At 62.2% G+C, this 17,943-nt stretch carries 13 protein-coding genes and 3 pseudogenes; 13 read left to right on the forward strand and 3 right to left on the reverse strand.

The window, feature by feature from the left end; translation table 11 throughout:
- Nucleotides 1–254 precede the first annotated feature (254 nt).
- Nucleotides 255–5,345, forward strand: coding sequence for a helicase-related protein (locus tag PY649_RS30070; RefSeq protein WP_285872555.1), 5,091 nt, complete (start codon nucleotides 255–257; stop codon nucleotides 5,343–5,345).
- Between the two features lie 248 nt (nucleotides 5,346–5,593).
- Here the strand turns inward: PY649_RS30070 and PY649_RS30075 are convergent, their stop codons facing one another.
- The gene (locus PY649_RS30075) at nucleotides 5,594–6,229 is read right to left on the reverse strand and encodes a phospholipase D-like domain-containing protein (RefSeq protein WP_285872556.1); all 636 of its coding nucleotides are present in this window, start codon (nucleotides 6,227–6,229) and stop codon (nucleotides 5,594–5,596) included.
- 509 nt (nucleotides 6,230–6,738) lie between these two features.
- On the opposite strand from PY649_RS30075, the gene PY649_RS30080 reads away from it, so the two are divergent.
- From PY649_RS30080 to PY649_RS30090, 3 genes are all read left to right on the forward strand, one after another.
- Nucleotides 6,739–8,514, forward strand: coding sequence for a ParB N-terminal domain-containing protein (locus PY649_RS30080; RefSeq protein WP_285872557.1), 1,776 nt, complete (start codon nucleotides 6,739–6,741; stop codon nucleotides 8,512–8,514).
- Nucleotides 8,515–8,604: 90 nt separating this feature from the next.
- Nucleotides 8,605–9,081 (forward strand): UCP036055 family protein, encoded by a 477-nt coding sequence (locus tag PY649_RS30085; protein WP_285872558.1) that lies wholly within the window; start codon nucleotides 8,605–8,607, stop codon nucleotides 9,079–9,081.
- Nucleotides 9,078–9,962, forward strand: a complete 885-nt coding sequence (locus PY649_RS30090) for a DUF7007 domain-containing protein (RefSeq protein ID WP_285872559.1) — start codon at nucleotides 9,078–9,080, stop codon at nucleotides 9,960–9,962. Before PY649_RS30085 ends, PY649_RS30090 begins: the two co-directional genes overlap by 4 nt.
- A 181-nt stretch (nucleotides 9,963–10,143) precedes the next feature.
- On the opposite strand, the gene PY649_RS30100 is transcribed toward PY649_RS30090, so the two are convergent.
- The gene (locus PY649_RS30100) at nucleotides 10,144–10,509 is read right to left on the reverse strand and encodes a hypothetical protein (RefSeq protein ID WP_285872573.1); all 366 of its coding nucleotides are present in this window, start codon (nucleotides 10,507–10,509) and stop codon (nucleotides 10,144–10,146) included.
- 566 nt (nucleotides 10,510–11,075) lie between these two features.
- Here PY649_RS30100 and PY649_RS30105 point away from each other — a divergent pair.
- The 9 genes and pseudogenes from PY649_RS30105 to PY649_RS35230 all read left to right on the forward strand — a co-directional run.
- Complete coding sequence (locus PY649_RS30105; RefSeq protein ID WP_285872560.1) at nucleotides 11,076–11,663, forward strand: hypothetical protein; 588 nt, start codon at nucleotides 11,076–11,078, stop codon at nucleotides 11,661–11,663.
- A gap of 240 nt (nucleotides 11,664–11,903) precedes the next feature.
- Nucleotides 11,904–12,121: pseudogene (locus PY649_RS30110) on the forward strand (ArdC-like ssDNA-binding domain-containing protein); the annotation flags it as partial.
- A 171-nt stretch (nucleotides 12,122–12,292) separates the two neighbouring features.
- Entirely contained in the window at nucleotides 12,293–13,048 is a 756-nt protein-coding gene (locus PY649_RS30115; RefSeq protein ID WP_285872561.1) for a site-specific integrase, read from the forward strand.
- Between the two features lie 199 nt (nucleotides 13,049–13,247).
- Nucleotides 13,248–13,976 (forward strand): sulfite exporter TauE/SafE family protein, encoded by a 729-nt coding sequence (locus tag PY649_RS30120; RefSeq protein ID WP_285872562.1) that lies wholly within the window; start codon nucleotides 13,248–13,250, stop codon nucleotides 13,974–13,976.
- 391 nt (nucleotides 13,977–14,367) lie between these two features.
- Nucleotides 14,368–15,270 (forward strand): ArdC family protein, encoded by a 903-nt coding sequence (locus tag PY649_RS30125; RefSeq protein WP_120709141.1) that lies wholly within the window; start codon nucleotides 14,368–14,370, stop codon nucleotides 15,268–15,270.
- Between the two features lie 2 nt (nucleotides 15,271–15,272).
- A pseudogene (locus PY649_RS30130) lies at nucleotides 15,273–15,541 on the forward strand (zincin-like metallopeptidase domain-containing protein); the annotation flags it as partial.
- A 631-nt stretch (nucleotides 15,542–16,172) separates the two neighbouring features.
- Entirely contained in the window at nucleotides 16,173–16,484 is a 312-nt protein-coding gene (locus tag PY649_RS30135; RefSeq protein ID WP_162950442.1) for a DUF736 domain-containing protein, read from the forward strand.
- A gap of 284 nt (nucleotides 16,485–16,768) precedes the next feature.
- Nucleotides 16,769–16,942, forward strand: a complete 174-nt coding sequence (locus PY649_RS30140; RefSeq protein ID WP_162950443.1) for a hypothetical protein — start codon at nucleotides 16,769–16,771, stop codon at nucleotides 16,940–16,942.
- 233 nt (nucleotides 16,943–17,175) lie between these two features.
- Nucleotides 17,176–17,262 (forward strand): annotated as a pseudogene (locus tag PY649_RS35230) (DUF6428 family protein); the annotation flags it as partial.
- 259 nt (nucleotides 17,263–17,521) lie between these two features.
- Here the strand turns inward: PY649_RS35230 and PY649_RS30145 are convergent.
- A complete protein-coding gene (locus PY649_RS30145) occupies nucleotides 17,522–17,779 on the reverse strand; it encodes a WGR domain-containing protein (RefSeq protein WP_120709219.1) in 258 nt (85 codons plus the stop codon).
- Nucleotides 17,780–17,943 lie beyond the last annotated feature (164 nt).

Raw genomic sequence — 17,943 nt, forward strand, 5'->3', positions numbered from 1 at the left:
CGAGGCAATCGCCGGCGGATCGACTTCCTCGATGCCGAACAATCTAAGGCGATGATGGTGGCAAGCCCAGCCGCCACGCGTCGTCGCATCGTCTTCGCCTCAGTCGCCGTGCAGATGGTCAGGGTGGAGCGCGATGAGCGCTTTGCCGACCTTATACCGGCGGCCATGGACGCCGTCCCCTTCCATTCACTGCGAACAGCCTGCTGTCTTCCGCGACAGGAGGACGACGCTCGCGCTATCACAAGGAGCTTTCAATGAGCAACGATCCCTTAACCCTCGACATCTTCGCCGGCCGCGCGCTGTCGTCTGGCATTGGCATCGGCGTCACCGCCTTTGGCGGTTTTGCCGCCAATGACGACGATCCGGATCCGACGACGCCTGCCCCTTCCCCCGCGCGTGCCCTCCCGCCTGCCATGCAGAAGGCGCAACGAAAGCAGGAAGCGCACGCCAACTTCTACCTCGACGACGGCGATCGCGGTTTGGCCGCCACCTGGAAGGAACGGGGGCGTTTAAGCATCGCGGCCATTCTCACAGCCGCTGAGATCGAGAGACAGGATCGGCCGGCAACGCGCGACGCGCAGGTTAGGCTGATACGCTTTACCGGTTTCGGCAGCTCTGAGCTCGCCAACGGCATGTTCCGCCGGCCGGGCGAAGCGGCCTTCCGCCACGGTTGGGAGGATCTCGCCCGTTCCCTGGAGGATTCGGTCACGGAAAGCGACTATGTCTCGCTTGCGCGCTGCACCCAATATGCTCACTTCACTCCCGAATTTATCGTCCGGGCGATCTGGACCGGCCTGCAGCGACTCGGCTGGCGCGGCGGCCGGGTGCTGGAACCCGGGATCGGGACAGGCCTGTTTCCGGCGCTGATGCCTGTCGGGTATCGTGACATCAGCTATGTCACCGGCCTCGAGCTCGATCCGGTCACCGCCCGCATCGCGCGACTGCTGCAGCCGAAGGCGCGCATCATCAACGGTGATTTCGCGCGCACCGACCTCAATGTGATCTACGATCTTGCCATCGGCAACCCGCCCTTCTCCGATCGGACGGTTCGCTCAGACCGGCGATACCGCTCGCTCGGTCTTAGGCTGCACGATTATTTCATCGCGCGGTCGATCGATCTCCTGAAACCCGGCGGGCTCGCCGCCTTCGTCACCAGTACCGGCACCATGGACAAGGCCGACAGCACCTGCCGGGATCACATCGCAACTGCCGCCGATCTGATCGGCGCCATCCGCCTGCCCGAAGGCAGTTTGCGGCGGGAGGCCGGCACCGATGTCGTCGTCGACGTCCTCTTCTTTCGCAAGCGCAAGGCGGGCGAACCGCCGCTCGATCTTGCCTGGCTCGAATTCGCCGAAGTCCGCGCAGCCACGGCGGAAGAAGGACCGATCCGCGTGAACCGCTGGTTCGCGCGACATCCAGATTCGGTGCTCGGCACGCACGCGCTGACCTCCGGCCCCTTCGGCGAGACCTATACCTGCCTGCCACGCGCCGGCGAGAACGTGGAGGCGGCACTCGATGCGGCCGTTCGGCGTCTTCCGGAGGACATCTACGATGGCGAGCCGACCGAAATCGATGTCGATCTCGAAGACGAGCTGGCGGAAATCCTCGAGTTCAAACCCGACAGCAACCGGGTCCGTGAAGGCAGTTACTTCATCGACAGCAGGCACGGCCTGATGCAGATCATCGAGGGTGCACCGATCGTGGTGCAGGTCCGCAGGGGCCGCGGCGCCGACGGCATCCCGGAAAAACATGTCCGGATCATCAAGAAGCTGATCCCCGTCCGGGACGCGGTGCGCGAGGTCCTGAAAGCGCAGGAATTGGACCGGCCGTGGCGCGACTGCCAAGTGCGGCTGCGCATCGCCTGGTCGAGCTTCGTTCGTGATTTCGGGCCGATCAACCACACCATGGTTTCGATCAGCGAGGATGAAGAGACGGGCGAAGTCCGCGAAACCCACCGCCGTCCGAACCTTGCACCCTTCCTGGACGACCCCGATTGCTGGCTGGTCGCCTCCATCGAGGACTATGATCTCGAAACAGACACCGCCAGGCCCGGGCCGATCTTTTCCGAGCGTGTCATCGCTCCGCCTGCCCCGCCTGTCATCACCTCCGCCGCCGATGCGCTCGCCGTCGTGCTGAACGATCGCGGGCATGTCGACCTCGAGCATATCGCAGAGCTTCTCCATTGCGACACGGATGCAGTTCCCGATGCGCTCGGCGGCGCAATCTTTCGCGATCCCGCCGACGGCTCATGGCAAACCTCCGACGCCTATCTCTCCGGGGCCGTGCGCACGAAACTTGCTGCCGCGGCAACTGCGGCCGAGCTCGATCCCGCCTATCGTCGGAATGTCGGCGCGCTCCAAGGCGTGCAGCCCGCCGATCTCCGCCCGTCCGATATCACCGCTCGACTTGGCGCACCCTGGATTCCGGCGGCCGACATCGTCGCTTTCGTTTACCAGACCATGGGTGCGGAGATCAGGATCCACCATATGCCGGAACTGGGCTCCTGGACCGTCGAGGCGCGGCAGCTCGGATGGACGGCGGCCGGGACATCCGAATGGGGAACAGATCGCCGGCATGCCGGCGAACTGCTCGCCGATGCGCTGAACAGCCGGGTGCCGCAGATCTTCGACGTGTTCAAGGATGGAGACGGCGAGCGGCGTGTGCTGAACGTCGTCGATACCGAAGCGGCCCGCGACAAGCTGCAGAAGATCAAGACGGCCTTCCAGAACTGGGTCTGGACCGATCCTGATCGCACCGACCGGCTGGCGCGGGTCTACAACGATCGCTTCAATAATATCGCGCCCAGGCGTTTCGACGGCTCACACCTGGTCTTGCCCGGTGCCTCTGGCGCCTTTGTTCTTTATGGGCACCAGAAACGCGGTATCTGGCGCATCATCGCGTCGGGCTCGACCTATCTCGCACACGCTGTCGGAGCCGGCAAGACGATGACCATGGCGGCTGCGATCATGGAGCAGCGTCGGCTCGGACTGGTCTCCAAGGCGATGCTCGTCGTGCCCGGCCATTGCCTGGCCCAGGCTGCGCGCGAGTTCCTGGCGCTCTATCCGAACGCCCGCATTCTCGTCGCCGACGAAACCAATTTTTCGAAGGACAAACGGGCTCGCTTCCTCTCCCGCGCCGCTACCGCAACCTGGGATGCGATCATCATCACGCACTCGGCATTCCGGTTCATCGCGGTGCCATCGAGTTTCGAGCAACAGATGATCCAGGATGAGCTCGAACTCTACGAGGAACTGCTGACCAAGGTCGACAGCGAGGATCGCGTCTCGCGCAAGCGGCTCGAGCGGCTGAAGGAGGGCCTGAAAGAACGGTTGGAGGCGTTATCGACCCGCAAGGACGATCTGCTGACGATCTCGGAGATCGGCGTCGACCAGATCATCGTCGATGAGGCACAAGAATTCCGCAAGCTTTCCTTTGCCACCAACATGTCGACCCTAAAAGGCATCGATCCGAACGGATCGCAGCGAGCCTGGGATCTCTACGTCAAATCCCGCTTCATCGAGACGAAGAACCCCGGCCGGTCCCTGATTCTGGCTTCGGGGACGCCGATCACCAACACGCTCGGCGAGATGTTCTCGGTCCAGCGCCTGCTCGGCCACGCGGCGCTGGCCGAACGCGGGCTGCATGAGTTCGACGCCTGGGCCTCCACCTTCGGTGACACGACCACGGAACTGGAGATCCAGCCCTCGGGCAAATACAAGCCCGTCAGCCGTTTCGCGAGCTTCGTGAACGTGCCGGAGCTGATTGCGATGTTCCGGTCATTCGCCGACGTGGTGATGCCCGAGGATCTTCGCGAATACGTCAAGGTGCCTGATATCTCCACCGGCCGCCGGCAGATCCTGACGGCCAAGCCGACGCAGGCCTTCAAGAACTATCAGGCGATCCTCGATGCCCGTATCAAGGCGATCGAGATGCGTGAGGGGCCGGCGCAGCCGGGCGACGACATCCTGCTTTCGGTCATCACCGACGGTCGCCATGCCGCCATCGATCTCCGTCTTGTCGATGCGGACAATGACAACGAGCCGGACAACAAGCTCAACCTGCTTGTCCAGAACGCCTTCCGCATCTGGCAGGAGACGTCGCAAAGCACGTTTGTGCGACCCGACGGCAATTCCTTCGAACTGCCGGGCGCCGCGCAGATGATCTTCTCCGATCTCGGCACCATCAACGTCGAGAAGAGCCGCGGCTTTTCGGCCTACCGCTGGATCAGGGACGAGCTTGTGCGCATGGGCGTTCCGGCATCCGAAATCGCCTTCATGCAGGATTACAAGAAGACCGACGCCAAGCAGCGGCTGTTTGCCGACGTCCGCGCCGGCAAGGTCCGCTTCCTGATCGGCTCGTCGGACACGATGGGCACCGGCGTCAATGCTCAGCTTCGCCTCAAGGCGCTGCATCATCTCGACGTCCCGTGGCTGCCCTCGCAAATCGAGCAGCGTGAGGGCCGGATCGTGCGCCAGGGCAACCAGCATGACGAAGTCGATATTTTCGCATACGCCACGCAAGGGTCGCTCGACGCCTCGATGTGGCAGAACAACGAGCGCAAGGCCCGCTTCATTGCCGCAGCACTTTCCGGCGATACGTCGATCCGCCGGCTTGAAGATCTGGGCGAAGGGGCTGCAAACCAGTTCGCCATGGCCAAGGCGATTGCGAGCGGCGACGAACGGCTGATGCAAAAGGCAGGGCTTGAGGCAGACATCGCCCGTCTCGAACGGCTGCGGGCCGCTCACGAGGACGATCAATATGCTGTTCGCCGCCAGATCCGCGACGCCGAACGCGAGATCGAGACGTCGACCCGCCGCGTCTTAGAGATCGGCACGGACCTTAAGCGCCTCGTGCCGACCGCTGGCGAAGCCTTCGCCATGACGGTTGTGGGCAAGCCCTACGACGAGCGCAAGCTTGCCGGTCGCGCGCTGATGAAGGAAATCCTCACCCTCGTTCAGCTGCAGCAGGAGGGCGAGGTTCAGATCGCGGCCATCGGCGGCTTCGATCTGATCTATTCGGGCGAGCGGTTCGGCAGGGGTGACGGATATTGCTATACGACCCTCTTGCAGCGTACCAATGCGGCCCAGGAAATTGATCTGGCGGTGACAGTCACGCCGCTCGGCGCCGTTTCGCGGCTCGAACATGCCCTTGACGGGTTCGACCAGGAACAGGCGCACTATCGCCAGCGGCTGCAAGACGCTGAGCGGCGCCTTGCCTCCTATCGCACGCGTGAGGGCGGCATGTTCGCATTTGGAGATGAGCTTGACGACAAGCGCAGCCAGCTTCGTGATGTCAACGAGGCATTGGCGACCGCGGCCGCAACGGAACCCGCCGAGGCCGCCTGACACGACGCCGACCTTGGTTCTCTGTAGGGTTCTATAAGCAGCGCAGCATGCGCATAGCTGCATTGCACAATAAATGTCTTCCGCCTGATCAAAAAACGTCCATACTGCACACAGCTGATGCACATGGCGGCCTCTCCTCCCAGTGCCGCCGCAACAGCTGTTCCCCTCTGGAGGTTTATTGACCTTCACACTTCACGGGCCGCGGTTTCCGCTGGCCCATTTTTTTTGCTCCGCCGCTCTGAGCAGTCTCAGGCGTCGGGTCGCCAGAACGCCAACATACGCTTGGTCTCGCCGGTTGTCCGCCGCCGCTGCCAGTTCGGATCGCGCGACAGATATTGGAACGGATCCCTGTCTTCCCGCTCGGCTTCTTCCAGATACGCCCGCCAGCGATAGTGATTGTAGGTCTGCACCGCATTGATCGCATAGTGCATCGCGATTTCCCTGTGGCCGCGGATCACGATGATGTTCTCGTCGTTGTCGCGGCTCGCTGACTTCGAAAAGTTGTGCGATCCGGTGACGACGATGGGATCGTCGCTGAACGGGTCGATCACCAGCACCTTGGAGTGCGTAATGGCATGGCCGATGCTGTTGCGGAACTCGTTTGCGGTCCCTTCGACCGCCCACCGGCCGACGGACATGCCCACGCCCGTCGCCTGGGCGGTATCGAGAAAGAACTCCTCGGGAACCTGCTTCAGCAATTTGAAGTCTTCGAGGCCGTTGCTCGTCAGTTGGGTCGCCACTCCGCGGACATAGAGGTTCTTCTCGCTCTGCATGCGAAGGAGCGTGCGCACCGGTTCGTTGCCAGGCTGGAACATGACGAAGAACACGCCTTGACGCGCGCTCTTCACGAGCGCGATTAGACAGAAATTTCGGCTCACCTTCATCGCGCTTGCACTGGATTGCGAAGGCCAGGCATCCGACGATGTCTTTCTGATGCAACCACACCAAGTGAACATCGTCCGCATTGGAAAATACCTTCAACGCGATTTCAGACATTCCAGCCCTCCTGTTCGACCCTCTAGCGGATCGCCAGCACCATCGTCACGTCAATGTATAGGCAAGGGATAGTTGTAGCCGTGTGACAGTGCATTACTTCGAGGCGGATTTGAAGAAAGAATATTCATCGGGGAAAGAAGAAGCGGAGAAGAAGAGGAAAAACCCTGTCGCAGAGCGTTCAGCCGGGCGCCGCTGAAGCTCAACCGCCCCCTCGCGATCGCGGCCACTTGTTCTTCGCAGGGCTTGGAGCCCCGCTCGTCCGTCGCGGCAGCGATGCTCGGCCGCAGTTGCACCCACCAGCCCGCTCGGCGCTGCGGGTGGTGTCTTCGGAAAGAATGAAGACGCGAGAAGGGCAGGCAAAGGGCCTTGTCCAGAATCCCCCGAAAAGGAGCATCCCATGCAACTGATGAAAGTCGATCCGCGTGCGCTGAAGGACAACCCCGACAATACGCGCCAGTCGAAGTCGACGCCGCAGGCCGACGCCCTGCTTTTGGCGACGATCAGGGCCGTCGGCGTGATCCAGCCGCCGGTCATTTTCCCGGAAGCCGGGGGCAATGGCTACATCATCGAAGCGGGTCACCGGCGTACCCGCATGGCGGTCGCCGCCGGTCTCGAGGAAATCGACGTGATTGTCGTGGAGGCAGCCAACGATAACGGCGCCATGCGCTCGATGGTCGAAAACATCGCGCGAGAGCCGCTCAATCCAGTCGATCAATGGAGAGGCATCGAGCGGCTGGTCGCACTCGCCTGGACCGAAGAGGCGATCGCCGTGGCGCTCGCGCTTCCCGTCCGCCAAATCCGCAAGCTTCGTCTGCTCGCCAATGTGCTGCCTTCCATGCTCGACCAGATGGCGAAGGGCGACATGCCCAACGAGCAGCAGCTGAGAACGATCGCGGCTGCCTCGCTCGAGGAGCAGAAAGAGGTCTGGAAAGCCCACAAGCCGAAGAAGGGCGATACGGCAGCCTGGTGGCAGGTCGCCAACGGGCTCTCGAAAACCCGCATGTATGCCCGCGATGCAAGCTTCGGCGACGATCTTCGCCTGGCTTACGGCATCGAGTGGGCCGAGGACCTGTTCGGCCCGGCCGATGAGGACAATCGCTACACCACCAATGTCGAGGCATTCCTCGGCGCTCAGCAGGAATGGATGACGAGCAACCTTCCGAAAAAGGGCGCGATCGTCGAGGTCAATAATTGGGGCCAGCCTGATCTGCCCAAGAAGGCCGAACGCATCTACGGCAAGCCGGCCAAGGGCGATTGCACCGCGATGTATCTCGACCGCGACGGCAGGGTGCAGAGCGTCTATTATCGTATGCCGGAAGCGAGAAAGTCCGACGGGCGATCGGGCCAGGCGGGTGACGCTTCGACGGAGGCCGATGACGACGCTGATGTCGTCGGCAAGACCAGGCCCGACGTCACGCAGAAGGGCCAGGACATGGTCGGTGATTTCCGTACCGATGCGCTGCACGAGGCGCTGGCTAGGACGCCGATCGAGGACGACATGTTGATGGCGCTCCTGGTCATGGCCTTCGCCGGCACCAATGTTCGGGTCGATTCAGGCGCCAACGACACCGTGTTCGGCCGGAAGCGTTTCCAGCGTCATGTCGCGCGCCTCTTTTCCGCAGACGGAAGGCTCTCGCTCGAGATGGACAACCTGCGTATCGCCGCCCGCTCCGTGCTCATTGACGTTCTCTCGTGCCGGCGCGCCATGTCGAACAGCGGCGTCGTCTCTCGCATTGCCGGCGAGGCAATCGGCGCGGACGGTTTCCTGCCGAACATGGGAACGGAGGATTTCCTCCTGTGCCTGTCGCGTCAGGCGCTGGAGGCGGCCGCCAAGTCGGTCAATATCCTGCCGCGGGCTCGCGTCCGCGAAACCCGCGCAGCGCTTGTCGACCATTTCGCATCGGCCGGCGCGAGCTTCGTCCTTCCGGCGGCGCTGTTCCAGCCCGATCCGAAAGAAATAGCCGATCTCATGAAACATGCCGATGACGTCGAGGAAGAGAATGGCCCGGGCGAAGAAGCAGCCGGCGATATCGGTGACGATATCCAGCCAGACAATAGCGGCGGCGCTGGCGGTTCTGATCTACCGGATCTGGATGGCGCAAATTGCGGCTCCGGCTCAGCAGATAACGCCTCCGACGAGGACGAAGCCGCCTACGGGATTGCGGCGGAATAGCCGCCCCGTCTCACTGGCCCGATGTTCCACCGCCGGACCTCCCGGCGGCGGTTTCATTTCCACCACCCGAAACAATGCAAGGAGGATGCGATGTCCGCGTCTCTGATTTATGACCTCGCCCCGATCGGCTCCATCGTCGCCTGGTCGGATGGTACCCCGCGACCGCCCGAGCGGTTCAGGAAGAAGCTTGCTGCATGGAAGACCCGCAACAGCCATGGCCGCTTGATCCGCAAGGAAGGTGAGCGCAACGTCGGCACTACCAGCATTTTGCCGTATTTCACGCTTCACGAGGGTGATCTCGGGGCAAACGGCGTCATCGCCATCCGTATCCACCGGACCTTTTCGCTTGATAGCGGTCTGACGTTTAAAGTCGTCGGGCGTCCCGCGCTTGGATCTGTTCGCGTCTTCGATCGCCCCGGCGCCAATGCAGAGCTGGTTCATCTGGCGGACAATCGGCAGGCGGCCGCGGAATGGCTCAGCCGGCATGGATATCCGCATGCCGTTCTTTCGGAGGTGACTGCCGGCGAGGTCGCCGCGGATGAGATCGAAGGGAGAACTGCAGCATGACTATGCTCCCTTCACAATCCTCCGAGGTCTCAACCCCTGACGCCTCGGGGGTGGAGTTTGGCAGAAGCGTCGACGGCGTGCACGTCGCGCGGGTCGGCGATCTCGTCTTCGCCATGGTTCCGGGCGGTGACGGCCGGTACTTTCTCGCCAGCGCCTGGTGCCTGTCGCGGCCGCTTGCCGCCCTGAAACGCGAGGACTTCTATTCGCATCATGGAGCTGTCGAGGACGAAACGGCATTTCGAGAGCGAATGATCGAACAGGCTGAACATTGCCGCGAGCTGGGTCTGCTTTCCCGTTCGACCGCCCGGATGACCTGCAGCACGCCCTGGGGGCCATCGCAAGGTGCCACCGTCTACGCCGACGGAATTGTTTCCCATACGACGGCAGGACATGGCGGCTTCAAGCTTTCTGACCCCCGCAATTCCAAGGTCCATCCGATGCTTAGGGCAGACGGCGGCTGGTACGAGGAAGATGCCGCATGGGCGATCGTCGCGCTGACCTTTCCGGACCTGTTCACGACCTACGAGCGCAAGTGCGCCGACAAGACGATCCGCGACAGCTGGCCGGATGCCTGGGAACGGATCTTCGGTCGCCCGCTCGCACCCGGCGAGTCGTACGAAAAGGACGCCCAAGCCTTCGCTCGGGAGCATGCTAGCGACTGGATTGTCATATCGGCGCTGCGCTCGGACCATCACCCCGGGATGACTGAGGTGATCGCCACGGTCGGCGGCAAGCGCGGCGAGCGAGTGGAAGCGCGTCGCTTCCTGGTGCCTAGCGGCGAGTATGCGGTCGGCCGGTTCGGCTTCGTCATCGATGAGGCGAAGCATGCCACCTATGACGGTCCCTCCAGCTTCGCCGGTTGGCGTGGGAGGGCGTCGTAATGGTTCAATTTTGAGCAACAGGCCGGCCAGCTGCCAGAATGGAAGCGGCGCGGCGGAATACGCAGCGTCAGCTCGATCTCATCGATCGGCAAATCAGGCGACGCATGATAGCGCTCATTCCGCAGCTTCGCCGGCGCCAGCCTTTCTATCGCCGCGGCAAGCCATCGGAATCAGGCACTTTCTAGAACGCTACGGCGCGAACCTGGCAGCTCTGAGGGTCGAGTGACAGCCGGAGGTCGCTGCGCTTACCAGGAAACTTGCCCGGCAGGAGGCGGCAATCGCGGCATTTGGAGTGTGAGCGGGATCCGATGGCAAAGTCGTCGCTACAGCCCGGAGGGCGTTGCCATGCACCATCGGAGACCTGGAGCGGAGGGCCGGTATCGGCGCGTCGCCGTCCGAGCGAACCGCGTTGTGGCAGCAGTTCCATCGCCTCGAAGGCGAAGCCTGCCTCAATGCCGGGGTTGCGGAACTCAGGCGTCTGATCGCTCAAAAAGAGGGTCGGCCGGATACCCGGCCAAAGACGCATGCGGCCCGTCGTCCGCGCCACCCATTGCCTCCTCTGACAGCCGAACAGCAAGCGGCACTCCAGGCCTACCCGCAGACATGGCCGGCGCTGGAAAGCGATCCTCAACAACGCCTGGATGGGCGGGCCGCCGCAAGATGACGCCGGTCTGTCGCGCGGGCTTCGCAATTCGCAGGGTCCGACCTGGTTGCAATCTTACCGTTTGCCGAGGCCGGCCAAGCGATTGGCCGAGCGTTGATGTCAACGAGCCGGAAGGTCGGAGATGAGCCGGAGCGCCTGTCGTTTCGTTCGAGGAACTTCACGTTTTCCCCATGCCGGATCGCCCTTCGGTTTGCTGCGTTCTGAACCGGCCGCCGTGCCTTCAAGGCCGCTGTCGCGCCGCGGGGCGGCCGGACCCCGCCGCCCATCACGGAGCAGGCTCGCGTGCTCTTTCGAGGGCAGATTGCCCTCTTCGCACGCAAACCGGCTCCGTTTGTCCAGGCAGGGCCGGACCCTGAAGCGCACGTCTTCCGCCGGTTCGGGGTGACCGCACCGAAGGGCAAGCCGGCATGGGCCGGAGCCGCTTCGGAGGACCTCGAAAGGAAACGACCATGGCCAAGCCCACACCCTCCTCTCGCCAACCCGCGCGCGTCGCGCAACCGCGCAAGGGCGCCACCATCGAGATGGTCCGGCTGACCTGCCCGGACGCGAGCCAGGCGCTCAAGATCGCCGAGAGTTTCGGCACCGCCATCATCGACAGCGACGGCATTCGCGACCTGCACGAACGCCTTGTCATAGAGGCCGCAGATGCGCTCGGCGACGGGCTGGGCGACAAGGCCATGCAGATCCACCTGCAGCGCATCGTCGGTGCCTTCGTCGGCTCGGCCCACGGCGCCGGCCAGTTCTATAGCCGCGCTGTCACAGAGGCGCGCGATGCCACGGCCAAGGCCGCCAACGATGCCCGCGACGAGGACATCGACGGACCCGTCGGCTATGACAGCGCCGCCCAGCGCAAGCGGGAATTCGCGGCCGACATGGGCATACAGGCCCATTCTCTCAGAATGGCAGCCGAAGGCGCCGTCGCCGCCTATGCGCAGGTAATTGGCGAGACCTGGAAGCCGTTCGATCGACCGGTCGAACAGCCGGGCGCTTCGCTGAGCCGCAAGGCGGCGCAAGCGCAGATTTCCGCCTTCGACTAGACGCCTCCGGCGGGGCTCTAGCCCCGCTTTTACGTCAACGCGAGATCGGCCGGTTCCATCACGGAGCCGGCCTGTTTTCATGTCGGTGACGCGGCCAAGCAAAAAGAAACGAAATAGCATGATGGCGCGCCCTGCGGCTCCCGTTCGTCGGTTCTGCAGGAGCCGCAGGCTGACTTGCTCCTGCTTTCGTCCCTCCGCAACGGGTCGCGACGGGCGCGGCCTCGAAACGGAGGCTTGGATATGAGCAACACAGAAAAACAGCGAGTCGATCTCTATAGCCGCATACCGACAAAATCGCCGAGGATTTGGCGAAAGGCGTGCGGCCCTGGATGAAGCCATGGAACGCGGGTAATGCGGCGGGCCGCATTACCCGGCCACGACGTTACAGCGGGCAGCCCTATTCCGGCGTCAACGTGCTGCTTCTCTGGTCGGAGGGTGTAGCGCGGGGATATACGACTCACAGTGTCCTGCTGATGTCGATGCAACAGGACTGACGGAAGCGTTATCCAGGCCGGCCGCAGCGCTCCCACATAGCTGGCGGAGGCCGGCCTGGATAACGCCGGGCAAGTTGAACCCCTTCGTTGAAGCTGGCTCCCCGGATGGGGGTCCGGGGGAAGGTTGAACAACTTGTGGACAATGTAATCGCATCTTCAAGCATCACCATTCAGGAGCGCAGATCAGCAGAGGGCCTTGATGCCCATGTCCCAATAATCCTACGGGACGGGACGTTATACGATGATCCTGAACTGGACCGCTTTTTCCGCGACCTCCCTGTCAACGGCGTTCGCTCCCTCCATTCTCTTCGTGGCTATGGCTACGACGTTCTTGTTTGGACTCGTTTTCTTTCGGAAGCCTGCGCAAAGACGATATGGCAAGCCGACCGGCATGATGTCCTTGCCTATCACCGCATCCGGCGCCGCGCCGACGTCGGACAACGTATCTCCGCTGCTACCGGGAATCGCGCCGTCGCCTGCCTCGATCGGCTATATCGCTGGGGTGTGCAGGAAGGACTGATTGCGGAAGCACCCTTCACGCATCGCTCGGTCTGGAGGCAACGGTACGCTGGGCGGCGGGCGCAGATTGCGACACGGAACGATGCCTATGAACCTGCTGCGCGTCGAGCGGACGTCAGTTTCGTAACGCTCAACGACTATCGGCGGTTTCGGGATATCGGCCTTGGAGGACTGCTTCCTGACGGCCGCGCGCGCCCCGGCGCCCGAGATCGCAACGGCATTCGCAATGCGCTGTTCTCCAATCTCCTGGTGACGACGGGTCTTCGGCTAGAAGAAGCGTCATCTCTCTTCACCCCCGATCTCGTTTTCGCCGATCAGCGCCCGGGCTGTCAGGTCTGGCTGGATCTGCCGAGGAGGCGGAGCTCATGCTGAAGGAGAAGCGACTATCGGAGCTACAGCGCGTGGCGTTGCGCGAGGATCTGGTGCGGATCGAAGGGGTGCTCAGCAAAATATCATCTTGAGGCAATGATGATTGGATTATCGTTTGGCCATAGGGAATATTTGACGCAAATCTCGTCTCGACGGCTTTGCCCGTGGACCTGATAGTGCAAGCATTGGATCGAGAGACATATTGGGCACCATAGTCACAGCAATTTTGATCGCGTTGGTTTCGACGATCTATGCCACGGCCGGTCAAGCTGGCGGAACTGCCTTTCTCGCCATCATGGCGTTCATGGGAGTCCAGCCCGCCGAGCTCAGGCCCACGGCTCTCGCGCTGAATGTCATTGCAGCCGGCTACGCGACCTGGCGCGCCTACAATCACGGCACGGTCGACTGGCGGCTGTTTCGGTGGATCGCCATTGCATCCCTTCCAGGAGCGTTCGCAGGAGGATTGCTGGTTCTGGAAGACAGCTTGTATTTCACCGTGGTTGGGGTCGTGTTGATCATGGCGGCTGTGTCGATGGTTTCCAGGAAGGCCGCAATCACTGGAACCCAAATTCAAGTAAGGCCAGTTCCGGCCGCGGCTGTCGGAGTGGCAACCGGCTTCTTATCTGGCCTGACAGGGGTCGGAGGCGGCGTTTTCCTCGCCCCCATTCTCATTGCACTTGCATGGACATCTCCCAAAGGTGCGGCAAGCCTTTCTCCCCCGTTCATCCTCGTGAACTCGATCATCGGCTTGGTTGCGGTGCTTTTGGCCCGCCAAAGACTGACGCCATTGGCCGGTCTTTTTGCAGTTCTAGCACTCATTGGCGCGGTCGCAGGGACGTGGATCGGCCTAAGGTTCATGTCGGAACGCGCAACCAAATGGGTGCTAGCATCTATCTTGCTATTTGTCGGCATCCGATTGCTGCTGCGATGATCCTGAGGGATTGCTCCGGCTCTCAACCCTCCTCGATATATCTAATCCTCTCAGCCGGCTGATGGGGCTGAGGCGCAGGGCTTTGCCTTGCCGCCCGCAGCCGGCCCGGCGTGGTCGGAGCGCGCGATGCTCGGCGCACCCGCGCAACGGCTGATCGCCGTCCTCCGCTTACGCTTCGGCTCTGCGAGTGCGCGACTGCACCTGAGGTATCGCAATCCGCTGCTCCGACGCCGGGACAGGCCCCGGCGGAGAAGGAGCAATGACTATGACAAGACAAAAAATCAGAAACAGCCGCCCGAGCGGGCGCCTGGAGAGGAAGAGGAGGGCCGGAGTCGGGCGGTCGGTTGAAGGGGCGACAGAGGCTCGCGCCGCCGGCCGCGGAGATTCCCCAATGTCCAGGTCTCCCACTTCGGCCAAGCGTGCCGATGTCTATTCGCGCGTCACGGCCGAGATCATTGCCGCGATCGAGCAAGGTGCCGGCGAATGGCGTGCACCTTGGTTCCACAACGGCACGGGCGTCGCGCGTCCGACCAACGTTTCATCCGGCAAGCGATACCGCGGCATCAATACGCTGGCCCTCTGGACCGCAGGCTTCGCAGCCGGATATGGCGATGGCCTCTGGGGCACCTACAAGCAATGGCAGGATGTCGGCGCGCAGGTGCGTGAAGGGGAACGATCCACCACAGTCGTTTTGTGGAGGGAGATTCAGTTTTCCCGGCAGGCCGACAATGAAGACGATGATGACGAGTATCGGCGGATGTTCGCCCGCGCATTTTCCGTCTTCAACATCGCGCAGGTTGACGGCTACGAGCGGCCGGATACGACCGTGCTGTCCGAGGCTGAGCGTCTCGCCCATGCGGAAGCGTTCATCGCGAACTTGGACGTCAAGTCTGAGTTCGGCGGGTCGGAAGCCTATTACCGCCCGTCGGCCGACACCGTGTTCATGCCGCCGTTCACTTCATTCCGCGACGCCGCGTCATTCTACGGTGTCTGGCTGCACGAGACCGGCCATGCCAGTGGTGCAAAGCACAGGCTCGACCGCGATCTTTCCGGGCGCTTCGGATCAGCGGCCTATGCCGCCGAAGAATGCTGCGTGGAAATTCTCAGCGGGCTCGTCCTGGCTGATCTCGGCATCGCTCACCGTCCACGGCCCGATCATGCTGCCTATGTCGCCTCGTGGCTCAAAGTCCTGAAGGACGATCCCAGGGCCATCTTCACCGCAGCGAGCAAGGCGCAGCAGGCGGCCGACTGGATGCACGCCCAGCAGCCCCAGACAGAGGAGATGGCGGCATGATCAGCACCGTCTTCACTGCGGAAAAATTTCAGGTTGGGACTGGACTGTCAGGATATATTGCCGAACTGGGCAGTTGCTTCCTTTGCGCCGATCTCGGCATCGCTCCCGAGCTCAAACCCTGCCCTGATCACGCCTCTTACCTTAGCTCCTGGCTCAAGGTCCTGGCCAACGACAGAAGGGCGATATTCCGGGAGCGGCACATGCGCAGCGGGCTGTAACTTTCCTGCATTCCCTGCAGCCCGAAAACGCTGGCGAGCCGCTAGCTGCGTGAGGCTCTTCAGGGTCGGTCGCTGATCTCGCCAGCGCCCGGCAACTTTTCCTGCTTCATCGCAGTGAGCGCGTCAGGCTCAGCCGCGAGGTCCAGTTTGCCCTAGATCGAGGTTTTCCGGTCGATCGGCTTGAGCTTCCGGGGCGGCTTGATCTCGACGAAAAAGGGCTTTGTCTGCTGAGGCATAGATCCTCTAGGCGACGAATCGCAAGGCGCGAGGACAGCGCGAAGAATGGGCAACGCAACGCCCCGTGGTAAGCTGTCTACGGCGTTCTTTGGTTCGACATGCGGGCATGGCAAACGGACCAAATGTCGCGGGGTTCGGGCAGGCAGTCGGGGATGAGCCGCCATTGCCATATTCCTCGGACCTCTGCGGCAAGCCACGTCCTTCGCGGGCTCGATGTGGCATGTCTGATCGAAGAACGGCTTCGCCTCGATCGTCTTCCCGCAACGGCCTTCCAAAACTTTCTTCCCCTGAGCGCTATGCGCTCATTCCTCGCGGAACAACAAAGTTTCTCCTGGCCGCCCTCCACCTTGTTCCGGCCCTCCGGGTGCGGACAGATCGTCCCCGATCCTTGTGACAGCCATCGAGGCCGCGATGGGCGCGGCCCGAAACAGCGAAAGGAATACGACAATGGCAACCATCGGCACCTTTACCACTTCCGAATCCGGCTTCAACGGCTCGATCCGCACCCTCGCCCTCAACGTCAAGGCCCGCATCGCCCGGATCGAGAACCCCTCCGACAAGGGCCCGCACTTCCGCATCTACGCAGGCAATGTCGAGCTCGGCGCCGCCTGGCAGAAGCGCTCCGAGCAGACGGATCGCGACTACCTCTCGGTCAAGCTCGACGACCCGAGCTTCCCCGCCCCGATCTACGCAACGCTCACCGAGGTCGACGGCGAGGAAGGCTACCAGCTGATCTGGTCCCGCCCCAACCGCGACTGAGACCCGGACAGGCCCCGCCCCTGCGGCGGGGCCAACCGTCGACAGAGACGAGCCGGTGGAATACGGAACCGGAATATTGTTTGCGCAAATGCCGCTATAGGGCCGGTAGGATATCCGGCCTCAACCATGCGCGGTAGCCCCAATTTTGGTCACCCTTCGTTGCACTACGTCCGGCAAAAATCGGCTCCCCCGATCGCCGGCTCCGCCGGTCGCGTCCCGCGATCCCTGACCCGGACTTCGGGTGCACGTGGTCCCATTGACGTCATCAAAAGGAGACGATCAACATGACCACTATCGATCAGATCAACGAGCTGCGTGCTGAGCTTCGCAGCTGCCTCTTCGCCCCGGAAGAACGCGCCGCGGCCGAAGCCGAACTGGCTGTCCTTGTTGCACAGGCTCGGGCCGAGGAAGAGCAGTTTGAACGTGACATCAAAACATTTCTAGCCGACCTCGAGTGAGGTCAGTATCTGAGGGAGGGACATTACCTCCCTCTATGAAGCTTCGGTGGATATCCACGGTTACCCGGCAGGACGTCTATCTTCGCCTGCGGTTTCGAGTGATCCTCTTGATGTCGGGATTCGAGAATCAGCCAGGGCTCCGATGGAGAGGCACCACATCAAGCTCACGGGGGAGGAAGCCGGGCTCCTGTCGAAGATCGATCTGCGCTCGCATCATCAGAACCATGACGAAGGGCGCGCGGCATAAGCCCGGCTACCGCGTCACCGAGGTCAAGTCCGGTCAATTCTCCGCCTTCGATTGCGGCGCCAATCCTGAAGCCTGATCTGAGATCTTCATTTGAGGCGGCTCTTTTGGGTTGTTCCACGCGCCGGTTCGCCCGCTCGACTGGCCTCCGGCTGTCAGGGATTTCACCCTCGGCTTGGCACTCGATATGGTCGCGTTTCCTTCAGGGGCCGCGGTTCTCTCTATTACCAACTTACCCCAGCGGCGGACGGCGCTTCCCCAATTTTCCACTCCTGCCCTGCTCCGAAAAATCGGAGAAGCTCGCGATCAAAATGCCCTCTTGGTCGAGTCCTTTCTTAAGTCGGCGTCGAAGGACGCGGCCGATAACCGCGTTTTCGCTTCTGACGGAGCAGATCGAGAAACAGCCGGACCGCTTCGTTCTCCCGGCCGAAATGATGCACCATCATCTGTCCCTTCGAGCCGATCCGACCCCACCTGCGCAACAGGCAGATGTCTCCGAACAGGTTCGGTTCGATGGACATCGCATAATAGCGCGCCATGTTTCTCGTGGCGTCCAAGCGTTCGACATACAGGTTATAGGGTTGCGATATCATGAGATCAGGATCGCTGATCTCGGTACCCACGTCCAACGACACTTATGAATCGGTCGGCAGGGATCGATTCATATCGGTGATGATATGCGAGACATCGGGCATGGAGGGGATGCTTTCGGCACATGCTTGCCCGCTGCGCTCACGAAGCCCATACGACTGCCGCC

The sequence above is a fragment of the Rhizobium mayense genome (assembly GCF_030272705.1).
GTDB classification, from domain to species: Bacteria; Pseudomonadota; Alphaproteobacteria; order Rhizobiales; family Rhizobiaceae; genus Rhizobium; species Rhizobium mayense.

Coding starts and splice junctions, on each gene's coding strand:
- PY649_RS30075 (WP_285872556.1), bottom strand. CDS start 6,229: ATGAAGGTGAGCCGAAATTTCTGTCTAATCGCGCTCGTGAAGAGCGCG.
- PY649_RS30140 (WP_162950443.1), top strand. CDS start 16,769: ATGACCACTATCGATCAGATCAACGAGCTGCGTGCTGAGCTTCGCAGC.
- PY649_RS30105 (WP_285872560.1), top strand. CDS start 11,076: ATGGCCAAGCCCACACCCTCCTCTCGCCAACCCGCGCGCGTCGCGCAA.
- PY649_RS30135 (WP_162950442.1), top strand. CDS start 16,173: ATGGCAACCATCGGCACCTTTACCACTTCCGAATCCGGCTTCAACGGC.
- PY649_RS30090 (WP_285872559.1), top strand. CDS start 9,078: ATGACTATGCTCCCTTCACAATCCTCCGAGGTCTCAACCCCTGACGCC.
- PY649_RS30085 (WP_285872558.1), top strand. CDS start 8,605: ATGTCCGCGTCTCTGATTTATGACCTCGCCCCGATCGGCTCCATCGTC.
- PY649_RS30125 (WP_120709141.1), top strand. CDS start 14,368: ATGTCCAGGTCTCCCACTTCGGCCAAGCGTGCCGATGTCTATTCGCGC.
- PY649_RS30080 (WP_285872557.1), top strand. CDS start 6,739: ATGCAACTGATGAAAGTCGATCCGCGTGCGCTGAAGGACAACCCCGAC.
- PY649_RS30070 (WP_285872555.1), top strand. CDS start 255: ATGAGCAACGATCCCTTAACCCTCGACATCTTCGCCGGCCGCGCGCTG.
- PY649_RS30145 (WP_120709219.1), bottom strand. CDS start 17,779: ATGATATCGCAACCCTATAACCTGTATGTCGAACGCTTGGACGCCACG.